This is a genomic window from Psychrobacter cibarius, from assembly GCF_016107535.1.
Lineage (GTDB): Bacteria > Pseudomonadota > Gammaproteobacteria > Pseudomonadales > Moraxellaceae > Psychrobacter > Psychrobacter cibarius.
Map to the genome: position 1 here is coordinate 74,005 of NZ_JABASQ010000009.1, position 19,020 is coordinate 93,024.

Genomic DNA, 19,020 nt, shown 5'->3' on the forward strand with positions numbered 1-19,020 from the left:
TTACCTTATTTTTATAGGTAGTAAATATTTAAGTATTTTATCAATTTCTTTGAAAATTCTTACCAGTCAGTATAGCAACTTAAAACACAGCTGAGGAATGCTATTGTTTTGGGAAAAAATTCTCAACTTGCCTAAACCCTCTCTCAACCTCACGCCACCGTCAATTTATAGTAACAGCTTACTTCGATACCTTTTCTTTACCCATGAGATTGGTTACTCTAAGTCCATACTGCACCAATCCGCTTTGCTTTCTCTTTTAATAACTATTTCAACGTTTATAGGATATTTTCATGCGTTTGACTCCAGTTTCTACTTTATCGCTACTTAGCCTTGCTGTTGGGCTGAGTTTTGCTAGCACTGCTCAAGCAGCCAAACCACCAGCGCCAGACTTATCTAATGCCGAGTTTCAACAATGCTTAGACGGTTTGAAAAACTCTAGCAAATTTCGAGGGGTTGATAGCTCTACTTTTAATAACTATCGCCCTAGCCAGCCTGACCCTAGCGTGATTCAGTCATTGAATTACCAGCCAGAGTTTCAAAAAGACGTTTGGGATTATTTATCTTCACTGGTCGATAAAGAGCGTGTAGAAGATGGCATCCGCGCCAAGCGCCAATGGGCAGATACGCTACGTCAAATTGAATCACGCTATGGCGTCAAAGCCGAGCACGTACTAGGTGTATGGGGCGTTGAGTCAAACTTTGGGCAGACATTGGGCAAAAAACCTTTGTTTGAGTCTCTAGCGACGCTGTCTTGTTTCGATCGCCGTCAGAGCTACTTCCAAGGTGAATACGCTAATGCGCTAAAAATCGTCCAAAACGGTGATATCGCACCAAGTGATATGACTGGCTCATGGGCAGGCGCTTTTGGGCAAACGCAATTTATGCCAAGTACCTTTTTAGAGCTGGCAGTCGACTTTGATGGTGATGGTCGCCGTGATTTGGTCAATAGTGTGCCTGACGCGCTAGCCTCTACCGCCAACTTCTTGGACAATCGTGGCTATCGCACGGGCGAGCCTTGGGGCTACGAAGTCAAGCTGCCCAGTGGATTTTGGGCTGCGTCTGACCGTAAAAACAAGAAGTCTATTAGCCACTGGCGCAATCAAGGTATCACGCTCGCCAATGGCAGTCCATTGCCAAACGATTTGAGTAGCGCTGGGTTATTATTACCCGCTGGCAAAGATGGTCCTGCTTTCTTAGTTGGTAAAAACTTTGATACGTTTTATTCTTATAATGCGTCAGAAAATTATGCGTTGGCAATCGCCCATTTATCAGACTTAATCACCAAAGAGGACAGCAGCAAAACTGACTTTGTCACAGCATGGCCTACCGATGACCCTGGTATCAGTCGCCAGCAAGCCAAAGATATCCAGCAGGCGTTATTGAATGCGGGTTACGATATTGGTGGTGTTGACGGCATTATTGGCGACAATACCCGTATCGCGATTCAGCAATACCAATCTAGTCGTGGTATCTTGCCAGCGGATGGCCGCGCAGGACAGAAATTCTACCGCGCAATCATTGGAGATGCTGGAAATACAGCCCCGAAAAGTACGCAATACGGCAATCAATACGGGCAGCCATCGAATAGCCAGCCTTTAAACCCTGCCTCTGCTGATCGCATGGGACAGCTGATTCAGCAGCAAACGAGTACTCCTAATACTTACTCGACGCAGCCTTCTGCGCAATCACCTAACTCTGGTAACACACGCTATCGCCGTGTCACTGGTAGCGACGGTGTGGTGAAGCTCGTTCGTGTTGACGAAGGTTCTTAGTATTCCGCGGATGTATCTTAGGTTAAGCACATACTAGGCTAAGCACGCCCTAGATTAAGCACATAAAAAAAGCCACGTTAATAATAACGTGGCTTTTTTCATAGGGTTTACTTTTTACTTTTTAGTCAATTTTTAACTTAAACGATCGGTGGTGGGTTCGGTTTACCATTGTCACCATCCCAGTTCTCACGTGCTTTTTCATCTAGATCAGCAGGTGTTTTTGGTTCCCACTTGCCGTTTTCTTTCCAAGTAGCATCGCCCCAATCAGCGTCTTCTTCTTTTCTGTCCAAGTCTTTGTAAGCTTGGCTAGGGTCGATACCGCGACGTTTCATGTCCGCTACTTGCTCTTCTAATGTATGAAACTGCTCGGCAGCATGCATAGATTCTTCTAAGCCATCAAGCTCTTTTTTTAATGCATCGTTTTTAGCGTTACTCATCAGGTGCTCTCCTTAGTCAGTATTATTATGCGATTTATATACATTCGACTTATATGTATACAATATATACGTCAGTAATTTTAATATAAATAATGTATTTATTATCAATCTCTGATTAGTCTCAATATTACCAGTCTTAAATGGATTCACAACCGTTGACGCGTATGCTTTGTATTACAAAACGTAGTCACAGCCACACGTGTGCTCTTTACAGCTGATAGGCTACTGACTATTTTGAAATGAGGAAGGCAGGAATATTATTAGTGCAAAATACGAATCATTGGGAGTTATGATGGACTTCGTTCAAGAGATTTTTTGCGTGAAAGGTCAACTTCCAAAGTTCTTGCGAGACGCGAGTGCCATAGGTTGTGAGCTGTATCCAGTTTGCACCCACTAGCTGACGTTGTAGCTGGTTCAAATCATCTTGAGAAATTTGGCAGCGCGAGACGGCATGGACATTCGGCATCTCTTTTTTGATGTCTTGCTCAGCTTTTGACGCTATCAAGCGATTCACAGCATTTTGCAAGCCATAGCTCGAAAAGGTCGCTGGTATTTTCATCAAGGCGATCAATATCTCTTGCCATGTTAAGGTCAAGGGTCTGGTAACATCGGTTAGGTTGCCACCTGCATAAGCTTGAGCACTATATTGAATATCAAAAGCTTCTAACAATATAATAGGCTTACTCACATCATCAGAGACGAATTCATCAGCAGGTGGGCTATTTTCCTTTAGCGTTTTGTCAGTAGACAATAGATCTGCAAACCGTTCCGCCACGGTTTGCTTGCTAAATTTAATCATTTCCTCATTAGCTCTCAGCCATCCACCAACGACCTGATGATTGGTCACTGCGTTATAGTAAGCTTGTACAAGTAATGGCTCAATATCCGTTTCTGTATCATAATAATATATCGTATTGTCCTGCCGAGTTACCGACTTAATAAATTCTTGCAGTTGACGACTGATACTCGCATCTGGATGATGATTTTTGATTAAGATGAGTAACGGTTTGAGCTTGGCTTTGGCATTCAAATAGCTCAAATGCATTTGGCTAACGCCATTCCTTTGCACGGTGCCATAACTGTCTCCAATGAGCATCAGTGCATAATCGCAGGAGTCAATACATTGTCGACCATATAGCGATGCTTTTGGCAATTGGCTCGACACATCATAGGTCAAGAAAGCCCGCGACTGAAAAAATATCGCCAAGCTGTCCAAGACCAACAATTGATCATTGTCAGCGCATATGATGTGAATATGATAGCGACGGTTTGGCACAATCACCTCTAAGCTTAGGTCATGACATAGAATAATATGATATAAAATAGAGCACAAATATCTTGTGTTGCACAGCCTAGCATAATCTTATAAAAATAAGCTCAATTTATTTTTAATATATCAATATTATGGTTATGGGTTTGATATAAACACCTTTAGCTGCGCCTATTCAGAACAGTATTGCAAGATGGCGTCTTTGCCAAGCAAACGCGCTATTAAAGTACCCAGTTTATCATCGAACTTAGTCGCATAAAAAATCAATGGCGGTCGAATGACAACTTTTGTTTTGTCAGTTGTTTCTAAACAATGATCATCTGGGGTATTGTCAACCAATGCAGACAGCTGGTTTGCAGCCAATAGCTGCTTAACTCGCTCAGCAATGGCTTGTCCAGAATCAACGACCTGCATCGCCAATTGCTGCTGAGCAATCTCATCTAACAAAAACGTTTTGAAAAATGGATAGTGCGTACAGCCTAGTACCAATTGATCAACGCCATCATGAGCAAATAATGTGAGCTGCTGGCGTAATCTTAAAGCAGTATCATCCTGCTCTGGCATTCCCGCCTCTACCCAAGGTACCAATTGCGGATCAAAATATTTGGTCACTACCGTATTGTTGGGTTTAGCAAAGTGATCGATGACCTCATTAAGCAATGTGCCATTCAAGGTAGCTTTAGTCGCTAAAACGACCACGCGACCAGTTTTGCTCGCCGATATGGCGGGCTTTAGCGCCGGGACTAATCCGACGATAGGCAGCTGCGGATAACGCCGTCTGGCTGTTTCCAAAGCATAAGCTGAGGCGCTATTACAAGCAATAACAATGAGCTTGCAGCCCTGCTCATACAACCAATCAACGGCTGTTAAAGTCAACGCTTCAATATCGGCGCTATCACGATTACCATAAGGCACATTTAAGGTGTCTGCATAATAGACATAACGCTCAGCAGGCAACTGCTGTGCCAAATGTAGATAAACTGACAGTCCACCGACACCAGAGTCAAACAATCCGATTGGCGCATTGCGCTTTTTATTATTTATAACTGTGCCGATATTCGTTTTATGGATGTCAGCTTTAGCATTAGTTGCACTATCGACATGCTCAACATGTTTACCATCAAGGCTATCTAAGCGCATTTTCACCCTATTTAAGCTATTACTTGCAGCAATATCCATCACTACTCTACTGCCATTTTTATATACATATCGTCATCTTTATGCTGTTTGCTGTTTGCTGTTTTGCATACTACAGTAATTATCTGGTGATTTATCGCTATAGTCGGTTCAATATAATTTGGATACAATGAGGGCAAGCAAAAGTACTACAAATAGTAGACTAAGCGAACCTGATACCGTATCTGATTTATATGGGATTGACTATATCTAAACCGTAAATTATTTGACGGACACATAGTTTTGAGCCCTTGCGTTAACTGTCTGGCATCGACAGCTCATAGGATTTTCCGCCACTTTGTAATGTCAGTATCGTCTCACCATTTTGCTCTGTCAATTCGCCAATTTCGGTCAAATGATAAAAAGTATTACGCCCAATAAGTGCGTCCAAACCATTTCTAACGGGCATATAAGGACGTACCTGCATATCCATTGCTGCCTGCTGATCAATCGTATCATTGTCTGTAGGATTATACGCCTTTAATGTGATGGTGTGCTCATCATCTAAACGCACCACATCGCCAGTCGTCGTGGTAAATTCTAGCCAACGATTGTTGCCTTCGTTGACGATACCGACGTCATTGATTAATAAAGGGGCATCTTCAACTTGGATACGGATTTTCTGTACTGGCGTCTTCAAAAAATATTCAATGATGCCATTATTGTCTTCTTTCCATAAAATAGTCGCAAATAAGCTCACCAATGACTCTCTGGTCATTTGCCCGCCTTCATGCCACCACTCGCCATTTGCCTTTATGACCAGATCCATATCGGCCACATCTTTTGGGTGCCATTTATCCAATGGTGGGATGGCACGTCCTTCACGTTTGCCTACGGTAGACTTTAGATACTGACTGAGAGAATCCATATTATTTAGCTCAGATGGCACGTCTTTTGGCGGTTTAGCTGCCAATTCATCATTTTGAATTATGTCTTCATTATTGTTATTCATCTTATAATCCTTTACTTAGCATTCAAAGTTTGGCAAATCTATTATTACTATAAATTTTAGTTTCGGGTATGATGAAAACATATCATCTTAGCACCCTCATTAGTTCAATCTTACCTTAACATCGATACTCATAAATGCGTATCGTGTTTGTAGGACTTTTCTTTTATAATGAGTAACGATTTTTTATTGAAATGGTCAAGTGGGTGTTGTGTTAATGACACATTTTACGTGATGTGTTGATATCCTTAGATACATGGATCTCGACAGTAACATGGTCAATTGATGTCGCAAAGACAGTTTTATCGGGCAGCCATATGTCTGAGTAATGTTAGCGCCGCAAGTCTATTATTCAATTGTTAAGCTAATGATGCCCTGAGATAAGCCACTAAAAGTTTAGGAGTAGGTATGCAAGAGCAAGACAATCAAAAGCCAGTCATTGATAGTGACACTGTGAATACTGACCCATCAGTAGCGACAGAGACGGCAAATCTAGATAAAGCAGAGTCAGCCGTTGTGACCCAAGAAGTGCCATCTGAAACAGTCGCTATCGACAAAGCGCCAGAGCCAGTAGTAGAAGCTGTCGCGGCAGAGCCTGAGATTGAACGTGAGTCTATGGAATTTGACGTTATCATCGTCGGTGGTGGACCTGCTGGGCTATCTGCTGCTATCCGCCTGCGTCAGCTCGCTATCGCTGCTGGTAATGATGAGTTTATGGTTTGTGTGGTCGAAAAAGGTTCTGAGTTTGGTGCGCATACCTTATCAGGTGCTGTCATCGAACCGCGCGCTTTGAACGAGCTGATACCAGACTGGAAAGAAAAAGGCGCGCCGCTTAATGTGCCAGCGACCGAAGATCGCTTTTATTATCTAAACTCAGCCACGCGCTCTACTAAAGTACCTGACTCGTTGATTCCAGGACCGATGCACAACAATGGCAACTATATTGTCTCATTGGGCAATGTGGTGCGCTGGTTGGCGGTACAAGCTGAAGAGCTTGAAGTCATGATGTTCCCAGGCTTCCCTGCAGATGATATTTTATATAACGACGACGGTTCTGTACGTGGTGTCTTAACGGGCGATATGGGTGTGGCTGCCAATGGCGAAGCCAAGCCTAGCTTTGAGCCAGGTTATGAGTTACTTGCTAAATACACTATTTTTGCCGAAGGCAGCCGTGGTCATTTAGGTAAGCGCTTAATCAGCCGTTTTGATCTTGATAAAGACTCAGATCCTCAGCATTATGGTATCGGTCTAAAAGAGCTGTGGGACGTAGCCCCTGAGAAACACGAGCAAGGCGTGGTCATGCACGGTCTTGGTTGGCCATTGACCGAAACAGGCTCTACTGGTGGCTGGTGGTTGTACTTCGATGAAAACAACCAAGTAAGTTTTGGTCTTGTCGCTGACCTGTCTTACCACAACCCATATATGTCGCCATTCGATGAGATGCAGCGCCTAAAAACCCATCCCGTCATCAAAAACGTATTGGAAGGCGGTAAGCGCATCTCTTATGGCGCACGTGCTTTAACCAAAGGTGGCCTAAACTCTCTACCGAAATTCACTTTCCCAGGTGGTGTATTGGTCGGTGATGATGCTGGATTCTTGAACCCTGCTAAAATCAAAGGCACACACACATCGATGAAGTCAGGCATGCTAGCCGCCGAAGCCATCTTTGAGGCACTACAAGCTGATCGTCAGCATGATGAAGTCGTTGCTTATACCACCATGTATAAAGAGTCATGGTTGTATCAAGACAACTATGAGTCACGCAACTTCTCGCCTGCAATACATCGCATGGGTCTGTTTATGGGCGGTGCTTTTACCTTTATCGAGCACAACTTATTAAAAGGTAAAATGCCGCTTACCTTACATGACAGCCTGCCAGATTATGATCAGTTAGAGCGTGCCAATCATGCTTTTCAGCCAACCTACCTCAAGCCTGATGGCAAACTGGTATTTGACAAGCTGTCATCGGTATTTATCTCTAATACTAATCATGCAGAAGACCAGCCAGTACATTTGAAACTGACTGATCCAACGGTACCTGTTTCAATTAACTTACCGTTATATGCTGAGCCTGCCCGTTTATACTGCCCAGCTGGGGTATATGAAGTGGTAAAAGATGCCGAAGGAGCTAAGTTTGTGATCAATGCGCAAAACTGTGTGCATTGTAAAACTTGTGATATCAAAGATCCTTCACAGAATATCACTTGGGTAACGCCAGAAGGTGGCGGTGGCCCTAACTATCCTAATATGTAAATATAAACAATGTTAGAACTAATCACTAATACTAAAAACCGCCCTTATGAATTCATAAGGGCGGTTTTTTTAACTTCGACACATGAGACAAGTTTATCTTTAATCAGGTGAGATTAATCCGTCCATGCATCACGATTGGCTTCGTTTTTAAGCTTCACAAAGTCATCAGGATTAAACTTGATTTGATCGCCAGTTTTACCTTCTTTAATCTGACGCTCGTAATCACGCAATATGCGCAGTGCTACGGGTGACAAGATTAAAATAGCCACTAGGTTAACGAGTGCCATTAGACCCATTGATAAGTCAGCGAAGTTCCATATGGCAGGAAGACTGGCAATAGCGCCGACAAACACCATGCCCAAGACCATAAAGCGGAAAATCATAATCATGACTTTGGCATTTTTGGCACCAGAGATGAATTCAAGATTCGACTCACCATAGCTATAATTGGCAATGATAGAGGTGAAAGAGAAGAAGAAAATAGCAATCGCAACGAAGATAACACCCATATCACCCACATACTGCGACAGTGCCAACTGAGTCAGCTGAATTCCTTCTTGCTCAACACTAGGATCGACCACACCGGACAAAATAATAATCGACGCCGTTGCCGTACAAATGACAAGCGTATCCATAAATACACCCAGCATTTGCATAAATCCTTGCACCGCTGGATGATCGGGATGACTCTTCGCCGTTGCCGCCGCATTAGGCGCTGACCCCATACCCGCCTCATTTGAAAACAGACCACGCTTGATACCGTTAATCATTGCCTGAGCAATACCATAACCAATCACCCCGCCTGCTGCTTGCTCAAAACCAAATGCTGATTTAACAATTAACACAATCGCCGCTGGGAATTGACTAAAATTCGTCACGATAATGAACAAGGCTAATAGGATATAGAGAATCGCCATCACGGGTACGATTTTACCCGCGATACGAGCAACCGAGCGCAAACCACCGAATACCACTGGCGCAACTAATACGACCAATACCAAACCTGTCATCCACGTTGGAACCCCAAATGCTTCGTTGGTCGCTTGTGCGATGGTATTTGACTGCACGCCATTAAAGGCTAAACCGAACGCTACTAATAAGCATAATGAGAAAAATATCGCTAGCCAGCGCTGACCGAGACCTTTTTCGATATAATAAGCCGGTCCACCGCGGTAAACATTGTCATTGTGCGGCACTTTATAGGCTTGTGCTAATGTTGATTCGATAAAGCTGGTCGACATACCGACGATCGCAGTCATCCACATCCAAAACACTGCACCTGGACCACCAAGGTAAATCGCGATTGCGACCCCTGCCAAGTTACCCGTACCGACTCGCGCCGCCAATGAGGTCATCAGCGCCTCAAATGAGCTGATACCGCCATCTTTACGCCCTTGATTGGACACGCGCAATAGCTGCCACATATGCCCAAAGTGGCGAAACTGAATAAAACGTGTGGCAATGGTAAAATATAAACCCGCACCAATCAGTACGAACATCAGTAATCCATACCAAGGGTTACTTGCAATTAGCCAATCATTGTTGCCCCAAATGATGCTGACACCATAATTGACGATGCTATTAAACCAACCTGCTATTCCTTCACCCATACTGCTATCCTCTCACTTACATTTTATACTGCTAGTATATTTTATGAATTGATGTGATTAATGATATTTAAAAATGCTTACTAATCCCTCTGCCTACTCATGAAACAGTAAATATCTGATCAATATATTGGCAAAGTAAATCACTAACATCCTGTCGCTACATTTTAACTGACTAGAGATTATTTAACTATTTCAAACCTCTATTATAAAAATTAAATAACTACGAACTTTTGCAAGGTATTTAGATAAAGATCAAAAAAATATTTTTTATATGAAATATTGAAGAAAACTTTTAAGACTAGGTACAATAGTTAGATTTTAAAACGTATTCATATAAACACCATTCCAAAAAAAATAGTCACTGCCATAATATTTATTGAGTAAAGTATTGGCTATATTTATAGAATGAATGACTTTTACTGCTAATAATTCTCTAATACCTCTATAAAACTAAATCCTTAATATAAATAGGGTTTTAGCACAACACCTGAGCAACGACCGTTTTTTTAGTTACTCTCTCTAACATAAGTTGACCATGGTTTCCATAAAGCAAACATTTAGTTACATAAAGTAAATAAAATTTATTTATTGTTAATTAAGTCAATATTGTATATATTCCCAATAAGTTCATAAATATTTCTTGCAATACTTATTGGCATGAATAATAAGTTGAAATATTAAGACAATATCATCAGGGATGATGAGCATAATAAGACAGAGGACTGTCAACCAATACCGACCCTCCTCCATAAATCCTCATCTCTATATACTATAAATTCAGTCATTCTATAGCCCATAAATCTTGTTAGATGTTAAGGTTATAGTCGACCCACACCCATATTTTACAATGTAATTTTTAGCAAAATCGAACCACAGAAAAGTATTTTTCGCAGTGTTTTAACTGATAGAAATCTGCCTTTTTTTCGATAATATTGGGTTACTTACTACTGGTTGGTCATTCTGCTTTATCAGCCTATAAACTGATTTTATGATCCGTTTATAGACAACGTATCGAACTGTCTTCCATCATGTGATACATGCTAAAGCAAAATAACTTGTCAGGCTCAAATCAGTAATCTTGTTTTTATGTTAGGCAAAAGGAGTTGTCCTATGGAAAACCACAACGATCCATCCGGTTATTGGCGTGCCAATGTCCGTCTCATTTTAGGTAGCCTATTTATTTGGGCGCTATGCTCATACGGGTTTGGGATTTTGTTACGTCCTCTCTTAGCAGGTATTAAAATCGGTGGTACCGACTTGGGCTTTTGGTTTGCTCAGCAAGGATCCATTGGGGTATTTATCGTTTTAATTTTCTTCTACGCTTGGCGTATGAATAAGTTAGATAAACAATACGGCGTAGACGAGGAATAGCCCCATGAGTCAATTTACGATTAATATTATTTTTGTAGGTCTATCTTTCGCTCTATACTTCGGTATTGCAATTTGGGCACGTGCTGGCACAACGAGTGAATTCTACGTAGCAGGCGGCGGTGTTCATCCTGTCGTCAACGGTATGGCAACGGCTGCTGACTGGATGAGTGCTGCGTCATTTATTTCGATGGCAGGTATTCTTGCCGCTGGCGGTTATGGCGCATCAACTTATTTGATGGGTTGGACAGGTGGTTATGTACTACTGGCAATGCTCCTAGCGCCTTATTTACGTAAATTTGGTAAGTTTACGGTACCTGACTTCATCGGCGACCGTTTTTATTCAAAAACGGCAGCAATGATTGCCGTAATTTGTTTGATTATCGCCTCAACCACATACGTTATCGGTCAGATGACAGGTGCCGGTGTCGCTTTCTCACGCTTCTTGGAAGTTGAAAACACGACTGGTCTCCTGATTGCTGCGGTTGTTGTCTTCTTCTATGCTGTACTTGGTGGTATGAAAGGGATTACTTATACGCAGGTAGCGCAGTATGTAGTTCTAATGATTGCATATACCATTCCTGCTGTTTTCATCTCACTTGAGTTAACAGGCAATCCAATTCCAGGTTTGGGCTTGTTTTCAAACCATGTGGAAGCAGGCGTTCCTATCTTAACCAAGCTAGATCAGGTGGTTACTGATTTGGGTTTCACGGCTTATACTGCTGATGTCCCTAACAAACTAAATATGGTGCTATTTACCTTATCACTCATGATCGGTACAGCAGGTCTACCACACGTTATCATCCGCTTCTTCACCGTACCTAAAGTCGCTGATGCGCGTTGGACAGCTGGTTGGACGTTGGTATTTATCTCGCTATTATACTTCACTGCTCCTGCCGTAGGTGCAATGGCACGTTTAAACCTGATTGATACGATTTATCCACAAGGGGTAGCAGAAGCACCTATAAACTATGATCAACGTCCAGACTGGATGAAGACATGGGAAGATACCGGTCTCATTAAATATAATGATCTTAATAATGATGGTCGTATCCAAATGTACAACGACAGTGGACTTGGTGCGGCTGAGCTTGCCTTGACTGCTGCACAAGCGGATGGTGGCGATGTAGCCGCTGCCACTGCAGCCGTAGAGACTGCACGTGTCGCACAGGATCTAGAACTTGATGGACGCTTTACCGCAGCAGGCTGGAAAGGTAATGAGCTGGATGTCAATGCCGATATCTTAGTATTAGCTAACCCAGAAATTGCGAATCTTCCACCATGGGTTATTGGTCTTATTGCCGCAGGTGGTTTGGCAGCAGCGCTCTCAACAGCAGCAGGCCTACTACTCGCTATTTCGTCAGCGATCAGTCATGACTTGATTAAACGAAACCTTAATCCAAACATTACTGATAAAGGCGAATTGAGAGTTGCACGTATTACGATGGGTGTTGCAATTGTAGTTGCTACTTGGTTAGGAATAAATCCACCAGGGTTTGCCGCACAGGTAGTCGCTTTAGCATTCGGTATCGCTGGTGCATCGCTCTTCCCTGCACTGATGATGGGTATTTTCTCTAAACGGATCAATAATGTTGGTGCCATCGCTGGTATGCTAACAGGTCTGATTAGTATCCTTGTTTATATCTTTGTCTTTAAAGGTTGGTTCTTCATTAGCGGTACAGCGAACTTCCCTGATACGGCAGAGTATTGGTTATTTGGTATCTCACCACTATCATTTGGTGCGATTGGGGCATTGCTTAACTTTATCGTAGCGTTTGCTGTCTCTTATGCTACTGCTCCCCCACCATTACACATTCAAGAGTTGGTTGAAAGTGTCCGCTCTCCACGTGGCGCAGGCGGTGCAGTCGACCACTAAGTGTATAAATGAGAATATATCTTCAGTTACTATATATCACTCACAGGCAGTAGCTGCTTGTGAGTGATTTTTTTATCTCTTATTTATTATAAAAAATGTTAGATTTTTGCTTTATTGAATATAATTTATTAACTATGCTTAGGACGTGTCCTCAATTAAATCGATTACCCTCTAAATGGGCTAAAAATGGCTAAATTTTGCCAAACATCGTCAATAGCTTATCAATATCTCGATATTATTTTCGCTACTTTCCTTGTTTGACGGCAATTTATCTCATTTTTATGACCATTTTTAAAATGAGGACATGCCCTAGTTAAAAGCGCTCAATTAAAAGTGCTTAACGCATTAAGGAAGATTTTATGCTTTTTGAGTTTATCGCTACCATTGCTGCCGCATTTGGCATGGCTGGTCTGGCACTCATTATAACTCACCTCAGTAAACTGGCTGGCAAACGCGCACCAAAGTGGCTTATTCCTTTGTTTGCTGCGATTGGTATGTTTGCCTTTCAAATACACCAAGAGTATAACTGGTATGGTCAGCAAGTGAGCAAGTTACCAGCAGGCGTGCAAGTCGTCAAAGTAGCAAAAAGCACCGAGTGGTTTCGCCCATGGTCTTATATCAAACCGCAAATATTACGTTTTATCGCTGCCGATACCGCCAACGCTAGCGTGCAGGTAGACAATCCAGATATATATTTGGTCAATTTATATTTGTTTGAAAGACGCAGAAGTGTGCAGAAAGTACCACAAGTTATAGACTGTCGTATTCCTGCACGTGCCGATTATGTCATACCCGAAAAAGACAGTAAGCTAACGATTGATGAACATGTGAGGCAAACAACAGCATGGCGAGAGTTGGCAACCGATGACCCGTTGTTCATTAGTATTTGTACTGGTAAAAGCTAACCTCCTCATAAATATGCAAATAAAACCCTGCTAAAACATCTGATTACTAAGGGGTTTAAGACGGCTTATATTATAGTCATATATTCAATTGCGCTGAGAAGTTGCGGTATAAGTATGCTTAGAGTTAGCGCCTAACAGCAATCCAGCGCATAGACCACCGAAGTGCGCCGCAAACGAAATACCTTGTTGCGGCATCAATCCTTGCTTGATGGTCAACCAATAGCCAGTACCCATGACAATACAGGCAATCAAATAACCCCAACGCCGCGCAAATACAGCACCACCTATCATATAGCCGAGCATCGCGAAGCATAGCCCTGATGCGCCAACATGAATTGACAATGGCGAGCCAATGATCCAAGTGACCAATCCAGACGCGATAATGAGCTTAATCACTGTTCGATAAGCATTCTTCTCAAACAATCCAAACAAAAATAAAATCTGTAACAACGTCAAAGTGTTACCAAGCAAATGTGAAAAATTGCCATGCATCGTCCATGACGCAAACACTCCAATCATGCTGCCCACGTCTAAGGCACGAGGCACAATCCCAAAGATATTCCACATGCCAAATAATGCCACTTCATTTAAAAAAAACATGCCCCACATCGGTATTAATACAAAAGCATATAAGCCTATAACCTGCTTTATTCGTATCATAATCAAGTTAAGCAGTTGCTGCCAATTCATATAATGCCCTATTCTTTTAATCCATGTTTTTAGCGATATTTTAATGGCTCAGCGTAGCAGTGGAGCGTGTTACAGGCGTAAAACCTAACAATGCAGCCTCTTTGTCAGTCATCAAATAACTGTCACTATGTAATAACGACGTCGAGTGATAAGGCACTAAAGCGGTGGGCACAAAACGACGAGCGGCATCGATGTGTTTGATAGAATCATCAAAAAAGATATGAGGTGCAAATGTTCTAAGTACAGCTGTTTTTTCTAAACCTCCTAAGAAAAACGCCATATCAACATTGACGCCCCACTCTCGCAATGTCTTAATCGCACGCAGATCAGCGGGTGCGTTGCGAGCTGTCACCAATGCAATCTTTATGGGAGAATACTTGAGACCAGCGGGTAGACGTTCCTGTAAATTTGATAGTTTAATCAACAATTCAGCATAAGGGCCTTTTTCAATGGGTAAATCACGCATCTGTATTTCGCGATCGTGAAAAGCACGCAGTCCTTTTTGCTTGTACAGCAGCTCACCTGAATCATCAAACAGCACCGCATCACCATCAAAAGCAATACGCAACTGATCGGTATCTAACTCATAGGTATTGACGGGGGTTGCGTCGAGTATCGCACAAGCGCAGATATTGGCATCAGCCACTTGCTGGGCATCTTCGCGATTGGTCGTCAAAAATAGATCGATGTTGAAGTCTTTAATATAAGGAGCAACAGGACTGCCTGAAATAAAAGCCGAGCGCGAGATAGTCAGCTCATGTTCAAGAATTGCATTGAGGACTTGAATGCCCGTATCTGGACTACTTTTTGAGACAATGACCACTTCCACCAAAGGTGTCTCAACCTCTAAATCTTGCATACCATCATTGCAATAATTATTCAGATTTAATAGAGCTTTAATTAATGGGTAACCAGCACCTATACTGAGAGCATCGTTTTCACGCTTGGTCATATAGTCTCGAAACTCTTTTATGGCGCTTACAGGTCTCTGCTCTAGCAGCTCTAGCAAATAATTTTCTGATTCTGTTAAATCAAAAAGTGCCGTTGCAGAAATCGCGACGATGAGCGTATTACTAAAATCGACTGCCATGATTTTCTCTACTTATAAAGTTATCTATTCGGAAATGCCAACCAGTTTACTACATTCACAAGCCCTTAGAATGATAAGAAAAGTTATCCACGTATAATGTCATTTAGTATAAAAACTACTTTTTAAGTAATCAAAATGACCGCTCAGAAAGTGTCTCATAATGTGACTTTATGTGGAATAATTTAACCATAGAATTATTACGCCGACTTTTTCTTTTATCATAAAAAAGCCATATTGTTATGAAAACAATATGGCTCTATTAATGAACAATACAGATGAACAGTGTAGATGAACGACGCAGCTATGATTTTCTAAGCTTACTTTTATCAATAGCGCTTACGTTAGCAGCACTAAAGATATCGCTGGAAAAGCGACCAAAATAACCAGTCGAATCAGATCAGAGACAATGAACGGTGCGACCCCGCGAAACATATCAGACAGCTTAATATGCGGTGCCATTGCCTTAATCACAAAGATATTCATCCCCATCGGCGGCGTAATCAGTCCAAGCTCTACTGTCAATACAGCGATGATACCAAACCATACGGGATCAAACCCTAACGCCACAATGATTGGATATACCACTGGGATAGTAATGACCAGCATCGCCAAAGCATCCATGAACAACCCTAAGAGGAAGTACATGATTAAGATACAGATCAGTACAATCATCGGGCTAACTGCTAATGTACCAATCCAAGTCGCTAGCGTATAAGACAAGCGTGAGACGGAGATAAAGTAACCCAAGGCTTCTGCACCCAGCAGCATAAAGAACACCACCGCTGATAATGCAAGCGTTTCAATCAAAGATTGCTTTAGACCTTTTATACGCATGCCTTTGGCAAAAGCATAAACCCAAGAAACAAACGCACCGACTGCTGCTCCTTCTGTCGGAGTAAATAACCCAAAGAAAATACCAGCGATAATCACAATAAAAATAAAGCTAAATGGTATGAGTCCCGTCAATGACAGCAGCTTGGCTTTCCAAGAAGTAGGCTCACCGCGACGCGCTAAATGCGGCTTCCAGCGTACCATAATCATAACAGTGATTGAATACATCACCATGCCCAAAATCCCAGGCAAGAAACCAGCGATGAACATGTCACCGACTGACTGCTGGGTTAAGATGGCATAAACCAGTAGCGCAATGCTAGGCGGAATCATAATACCTAACGTGCCACCCGCTGCTAAAATACCACAGGCAAAACCTGGTTGATAACCATACTTCTCCATTTGTGGCAGCGCAACCTTGGTCATAGTGGACGCTGTGGCTAGGGATGAGCCTGAGATAGAAGCAAAAATACCAGACGATCCTATACCAGCGATACCCAAACTGCCCCTCACTCCCCCAAAAATAGTTCGGGTAGCTTCAAACAATTTTCCTGCCATCCCTGAATGAGTGGCAAAAACGCCCATTAAAATAAATAAGGGAATCGCACTAAAGTCATACTTTGCCAAGACATCGACTGGGATGTCTTTGAGCATTTGTAATGCACCACTGGGCGCCGTCACTGCGCCAAAACCAACCAATCCAACACCTAACATGGCAAGCGCCACTGGAACTCGCAGGACAACAAGCAGGATCATGACGATTAAGCCGATAGCTCCAATAATTTCTGGACTCATGCGCCTGTCTCCTCGGCGTCAAAGAACTCGCCCGTTTTAAAGATATTAATGGATTCGATTAATGAGCGAATGGCGAGTAAGAGACTTAAAAATGCACTAAATGCATAGATGGGCATCATTGACAATCTAAGATCTTGAGTGACTTTGCCGTATTCTATGGCATCAACAGCACTCTCATAAAGCCCCCAAGCAAAAACGATACCAATGATAAAAAAGCCCATCATAAAGACGCCCATCATATAACCTTTAACGGCTTGCGGCATTTTTTGGGTAAAGACATCAACGATGATTTGTGAGCGTTCGACGAAAGCGCCAAAGGCAGCAAGTAAAGCAAAGAGCATGAAGTAAGAGACGATCTCTACACTGCCTTTAACGGTAAAGCCAAACTCACCACCAGTCAGCTTGAAAATATAACGAGCAGTCACATCGAGCATCGTTGTGAGGACAATAATAATAAGACTGATACCACCAATAAACTGGCATAATCTAGAGATTAGAATACTGATTTTTACTAAAAATGCCATGTGACACCTCCAATGGGTTATACCACTTTACAAGCAGCACTGGCAGCTTTTGCTTTCTCATAGACACTATCAGCATCTAAACCCAAAGCATTGACATCATTTAGATATTTTTTAGTACCTTTTTCAAGTGGTCCTTTCCAATCAGGATCATTCAATGGATCAGGAATTTCAACGATCTCATCGCCTTTAGCTTTAGCAGCTTGAATGGCCATTTGATCATGCTTATCAAACACTTCACCAACTTTATTAGCCAATGCCATTCCTGAGTTTTTATCCAACACTTGCTTTAAATCATCAGGTAAGTTGTTATATTTATCCTTATTCATAGTAACCATCAGCGCCGAACTATAAAAAGGAATATTGGTGTGATATTTAGTGATTTCATCGATTTTGAATGCTGTTACGGCTTCCCATGGAAAACTCAACCCATCGACGACGCCGCGCTGTAAAGAGGTGTACATATCATTGGCAGGCAACCCTACTGGTGATGCCCCAGCGCTTTCGATAATGTCACCCGCGACCGCAGAAGGGCGGCGGATGCGCATGCCTTTCATGTCTTCAGGAGTCCGAATCAACTTATCCGTAGTATGCAGTGAGCCAGGCCCAGCACCATACATGAATAGTAGATGTGAGTCTTCATACTCACTAGCAAGCGTGCCATCCTCATAAAGAGTCTGAAGCATACAACCCATTTGAGTCGCTGAGTTTGATAAACCAGGAAGTTCAGTGATTTGAGTTAAAGGAAAACGTCCACTGGTATAACCATGTGCTTGTGAACCGATATCTATCGTACCTTTAGCAGCAGATTCGTACGTAACATCTGCTTTGGCAAGACCCGCGGAAGGATACAACTCTACTTTTAAGCGACCATTAGAATCTGTCTCTATTTGCTTTGCCCAAGGTTCAAAAACCTCTGTGCTAATAGAAGAGGTTGCTGGCCAAAAGTGAGAGAAGCGTAAAACGGTCGTTTCTTGAGAGTTTGCTGATGAGCCATCAGTCGTATTAGCAGATTGGTTAGAGCAGCCTAAAAGACTAACAGCCGCTAAGGCACCAATTGAAAAAAGAGGAGCTAGCTTCATTATCAATTCCTTTTGATAATTGTGAAAATAGGAATAATACATCACTGGTAAATAATCCAATCTATACCAGATCTAATTATTTACAAGTTTTAAATATATCTTTTACATACCTGTAATAAAAATCTAGTTTAAAATTAGCAGCTATAATGATATAAGTCAAATCATTTTGATGGCAAAGCTAGAAAATATATTCATAAAATTGCATAGCAATTAAACAAGAAAACTCGTCAATTCAAATAGAAAATACACTTATAGAGTGTGAATTCTAAAAGTAAGTGAGATTAAGCATAACTTAATCTCAAACCCACAGACAAAGAAAACCCCCTGTGACATAAGTCGCAGGGGGTTTTACTTTGAATAGAGAGCTGACGATGACCTACTCTCACATGGACGAA

Annotated in this window: 15 protein-coding genes; 5 read left to right on the forward strand and 10 right to left on the reverse strand. The window is 42.1% G+C overall.

The features are described from left to right. The first annotated feature begins 290 nt into the window (after positions 1-290). Positions 291-1,772 (forward strand): lytic murein transglycosylase, encoded by a 1,482-nt coding sequence (locus JFC08_RS07565; RefSeq protein ID WP_198330296.1) that lies wholly within the window; start codon positions 291-293, stop codon positions 1,770-1,772. Positions 1,773-1,909: 137 nt separating this feature from the next. On the opposite strand, the gene JFC08_RS07570 is transcribed toward JFC08_RS07565, so the two are convergent. The 4 genes from JFC08_RS07570 to JFC08_RS07585 form a co-directional block, all read right to left on the reverse strand. Then, the gene (locus JFC08_RS07570; RefSeq protein ID WP_045455583.1) at positions 1,910-2,209 is read right to left on the reverse strand and encodes a hypothetical protein; all 300 of its coding nucleotides are present in this window, start codon (positions 2,207-2,209) and stop codon (positions 1,910-1,912) included. A 277-nt stretch (positions 2,210-2,486) separates the two neighbouring features. Next, the gene (locus JFC08_RS07575; protein WP_083475792.1) at positions 2,487-3,485 is read right to left on the reverse strand and encodes a DUF4062 domain-containing protein; all 999 of its coding nucleotides are present in this window, start codon (positions 3,483-3,485) and stop codon (positions 2,487-2,489) included. Positions 3,486-3,650: 165 nt separating this feature from the next. Further along, positions 3,651-4,658 carry a glutamate racemase gene (murI, locus tag JFC08_RS07580; RefSeq protein ID WP_198330297.1) on the reverse strand — a complete coding sequence of 336 codons (1,008 nt, stop codon included), beginning with the start codon at positions 4,656-4,658 and terminating at the stop codon, positions 3,651-3,653. A 253-nt stretch (positions 4,659-4,911) separates the two neighbouring features. Next, positions 4,912-5,607, reverse strand: coding sequence for a DUF1285 domain-containing protein (locus JFC08_RS07585; protein WP_198330298.1), 696 nt, complete (start codon positions 5,605-5,607; stop codon positions 4,912-4,914). Between the two features lie 612 nt (positions 5,608-6,219). On the opposite strand from JFC08_RS07585, the gene JFC08_RS07590 reads away from it, so the two are divergent. Continuing rightward, the gene (locus JFC08_RS07590) at positions 6,220-7,857 is read left to right on the forward strand and encodes an electron transfer flavoprotein-ubiquinone oxidoreductase (protein ID WP_087814817.1); all 1,638 of its coding nucleotides are present in this window, start codon (positions 6,220-6,222) and stop codon (positions 7,855-7,857) included. A gap of 113 nt (positions 7,858-7,970) precedes the next feature. Here JFC08_RS07590 and JFC08_RS07595 read toward each other — a convergent pair whose 3' ends face one another. After that, positions 7,971-9,467 carry an alanine/glycine:cation symporter family protein gene (locus tag JFC08_RS07595; protein ID WP_060491926.1) on the reverse strand — a complete coding sequence of 499 codons (1,497 nt, stop codon included), beginning with the start codon at positions 9,465-9,467 and terminating at the stop codon, positions 7,971-7,973. A gap of 1,110 nt (positions 9,468-10,577) precedes the next feature. On the opposite strand from JFC08_RS07595, the gene JFC08_RS07600 reads away from it, so the two are divergent. The 3 genes from JFC08_RS07600 to JFC08_RS07610 all read left to right on the forward strand — a co-directional run bounded on the left by JFC08_RS07600 (position 10,578) and on the right by JFC08_RS07610 (position 13,616). Next, positions 10,578-10,838, forward strand: coding sequence for a DUF4212 domain-containing protein (locus tag JFC08_RS07600; protein WP_045448034.1), 261 nt, complete (start codon positions 10,578-10,580; stop codon positions 10,836-10,838). Positions 10,839-10,842: 4 nt separating this feature from the next. Continuing rightward, positions 10,843-12,711 (forward strand): sodium:solute symporter family protein, encoded by a 1,869-nt coding sequence (locus JFC08_RS07605; RefSeq protein WP_060491927.1) that lies wholly within the window; start codon positions 10,843-10,845, stop codon positions 12,709-12,711. Between the two features lie 359 nt (positions 12,712-13,070). Beyond that, positions 13,071-13,616, forward strand: coding sequence for a hypothetical protein (locus tag JFC08_RS07610; protein ID WP_087814809.1), 546 nt, complete (start codon positions 13,071-13,073; stop codon positions 13,614-13,616). Positions 13,617-13,700: 84 nt separating this feature from the next. Here the strand turns inward: JFC08_RS07610 and JFC08_RS07615 are convergent, their stop codons facing one another. The 5 genes from JFC08_RS07615 to JFC08_RS07635 form a co-directional block, all read right to left on the reverse strand. Beyond that, positions 13,701-14,306 carry a rhomboid family intramembrane serine protease gene (locus tag JFC08_RS07615; protein WP_193216990.1) on the reverse strand — a complete coding sequence of 202 codons (606 nt, stop codon included), beginning with the start codon at positions 14,304-14,306 and terminating at the stop codon, positions 13,701-13,703. 40 nt (positions 14,307-14,346) lie between these two features. Further along, a complete protein-coding gene (locus tag JFC08_RS07620) occupies positions 14,347-15,396 on the reverse strand; it encodes a 5'-nucleotidase (RefSeq protein WP_198330299.1) in 1,050 nt (349 codons plus the stop codon). A gap of 336 nt (positions 15,397-15,732) precedes the next feature. After that, positions 15,733-17,022, reverse strand: a complete 1,290-nt coding sequence (locus tag JFC08_RS07625; RefSeq protein ID WP_198330300.1) for a TRAP transporter large permease — start codon at positions 17,020-17,022, stop codon at positions 15,733-15,735. After that, entirely contained in the window at positions 17,019-17,546 is a 528-nt protein-coding gene (locus JFC08_RS07630) for a TRAP transporter small permease (RefSeq protein WP_198330301.1), read from the reverse strand. The genes JFC08_RS07625 and JFC08_RS07630 overlap by 4 nt, the downstream gene beginning before the upstream one ends. A 17-nt stretch (positions 17,547-17,563) precedes the next feature. Then, entirely contained in the window at positions 17,564-18,625 is a 1,062-nt protein-coding gene (locus tag JFC08_RS07635) for a TRAP transporter substrate-binding protein (protein WP_198330302.1), read from the reverse strand. Positions 18,626-19,020 lie beyond the last annotated feature (395 nt).

Excerpts from the sequence above, each read along its gene's own strand:
- JFC08_RS07590 (WP_087814817.1), top strand. The coding sequence starts at position 6,220 with ATGGAATTTGACGTTATCATCGTCGGTGGTGGACCTGCTGGGCTATCT.
- JFC08_RS07605 (WP_060491927.1), top strand. The coding sequence starts at position 10,843 with ATGAGTCAATTTACGATTAATATTATTTTTGTAGGTCTATCTTTCGCT.
- murI (WP_198330297.1), bottom strand. The coding sequence starts at position 4,658 with ATGGATATTGCTGCAAGTAATAGCTTAAATAGGGTGAAAATGCGCTTA.
- JFC08_RS07630 (WP_198330301.1), bottom strand. The coding sequence starts at position 17,546 with ATGGCATTTTTAGTAAAAATCAGTATTCTAATCTCTAGATTATGCCAG.
- JFC08_RS07595 (WP_060491926.1), bottom strand. The coding sequence starts at position 9,467 with ATGGGTGAAGGAATAGCAGGTTGGTTTAATAGCATCGTCAATTATGGT.
- JFC08_RS07570 (WP_045455583.1), bottom strand. The coding sequence starts at position 2,209 with ATGAGTAACGCTAAAAACGATGCATTAAAAAAAGAGCTTGATGGCTTA.
- JFC08_RS07620 (WP_198330299.1), bottom strand. The coding sequence starts at position 15,396 with ATGGCAGTCGATTTTAGTAATACGCTCATCGTCGCGATTTCTGCAACG.
- JFC08_RS07565 (WP_198330296.1), top strand. The coding sequence starts at position 291 with ATGCGTTTGACTCCAGTTTCTACTTTATCGCTACTTAGCCTTGCTGTT.
- JFC08_RS07610 (WP_087814809.1), top strand. The coding sequence starts at position 13,071 with ATGCTTTTTGAGTTTATCGCTACCATTGCTGCCGCATTTGGCATGGCT.
- JFC08_RS07615 (WP_193216990.1), bottom strand. The coding sequence starts at position 14,306 with ATGAATTGGCAGCAACTGCTTAACTTGATTATGATACGAATAAAGCAG.
- JFC08_RS07635 (WP_198330302.1), bottom strand. The coding sequence starts at position 18,625 with ATGAAGCTAGCTCCTCTTTTTTCAATTGGTGCCTTAGCGGCTGTTAGT.
- JFC08_RS07625 (WP_198330300.1), bottom strand. The coding sequence starts at position 17,022 with ATGAGTCCAGAAATTATTGGAGCTATCGGCTTAATCGTCATGATCCTG.
- JFC08_RS07600 (WP_045448034.1), top strand. The coding sequence starts at position 10,578 with ATGGAAAACCACAACGATCCATCCGGTTATTGGCGTGCCAATGTCCGT.
- JFC08_RS07585 (WP_198330298.1), bottom strand. The coding sequence starts at position 5,607 with ATGAATAACAATAATGAAGACATAATTCAAAATGATGAATTGGCAGCT.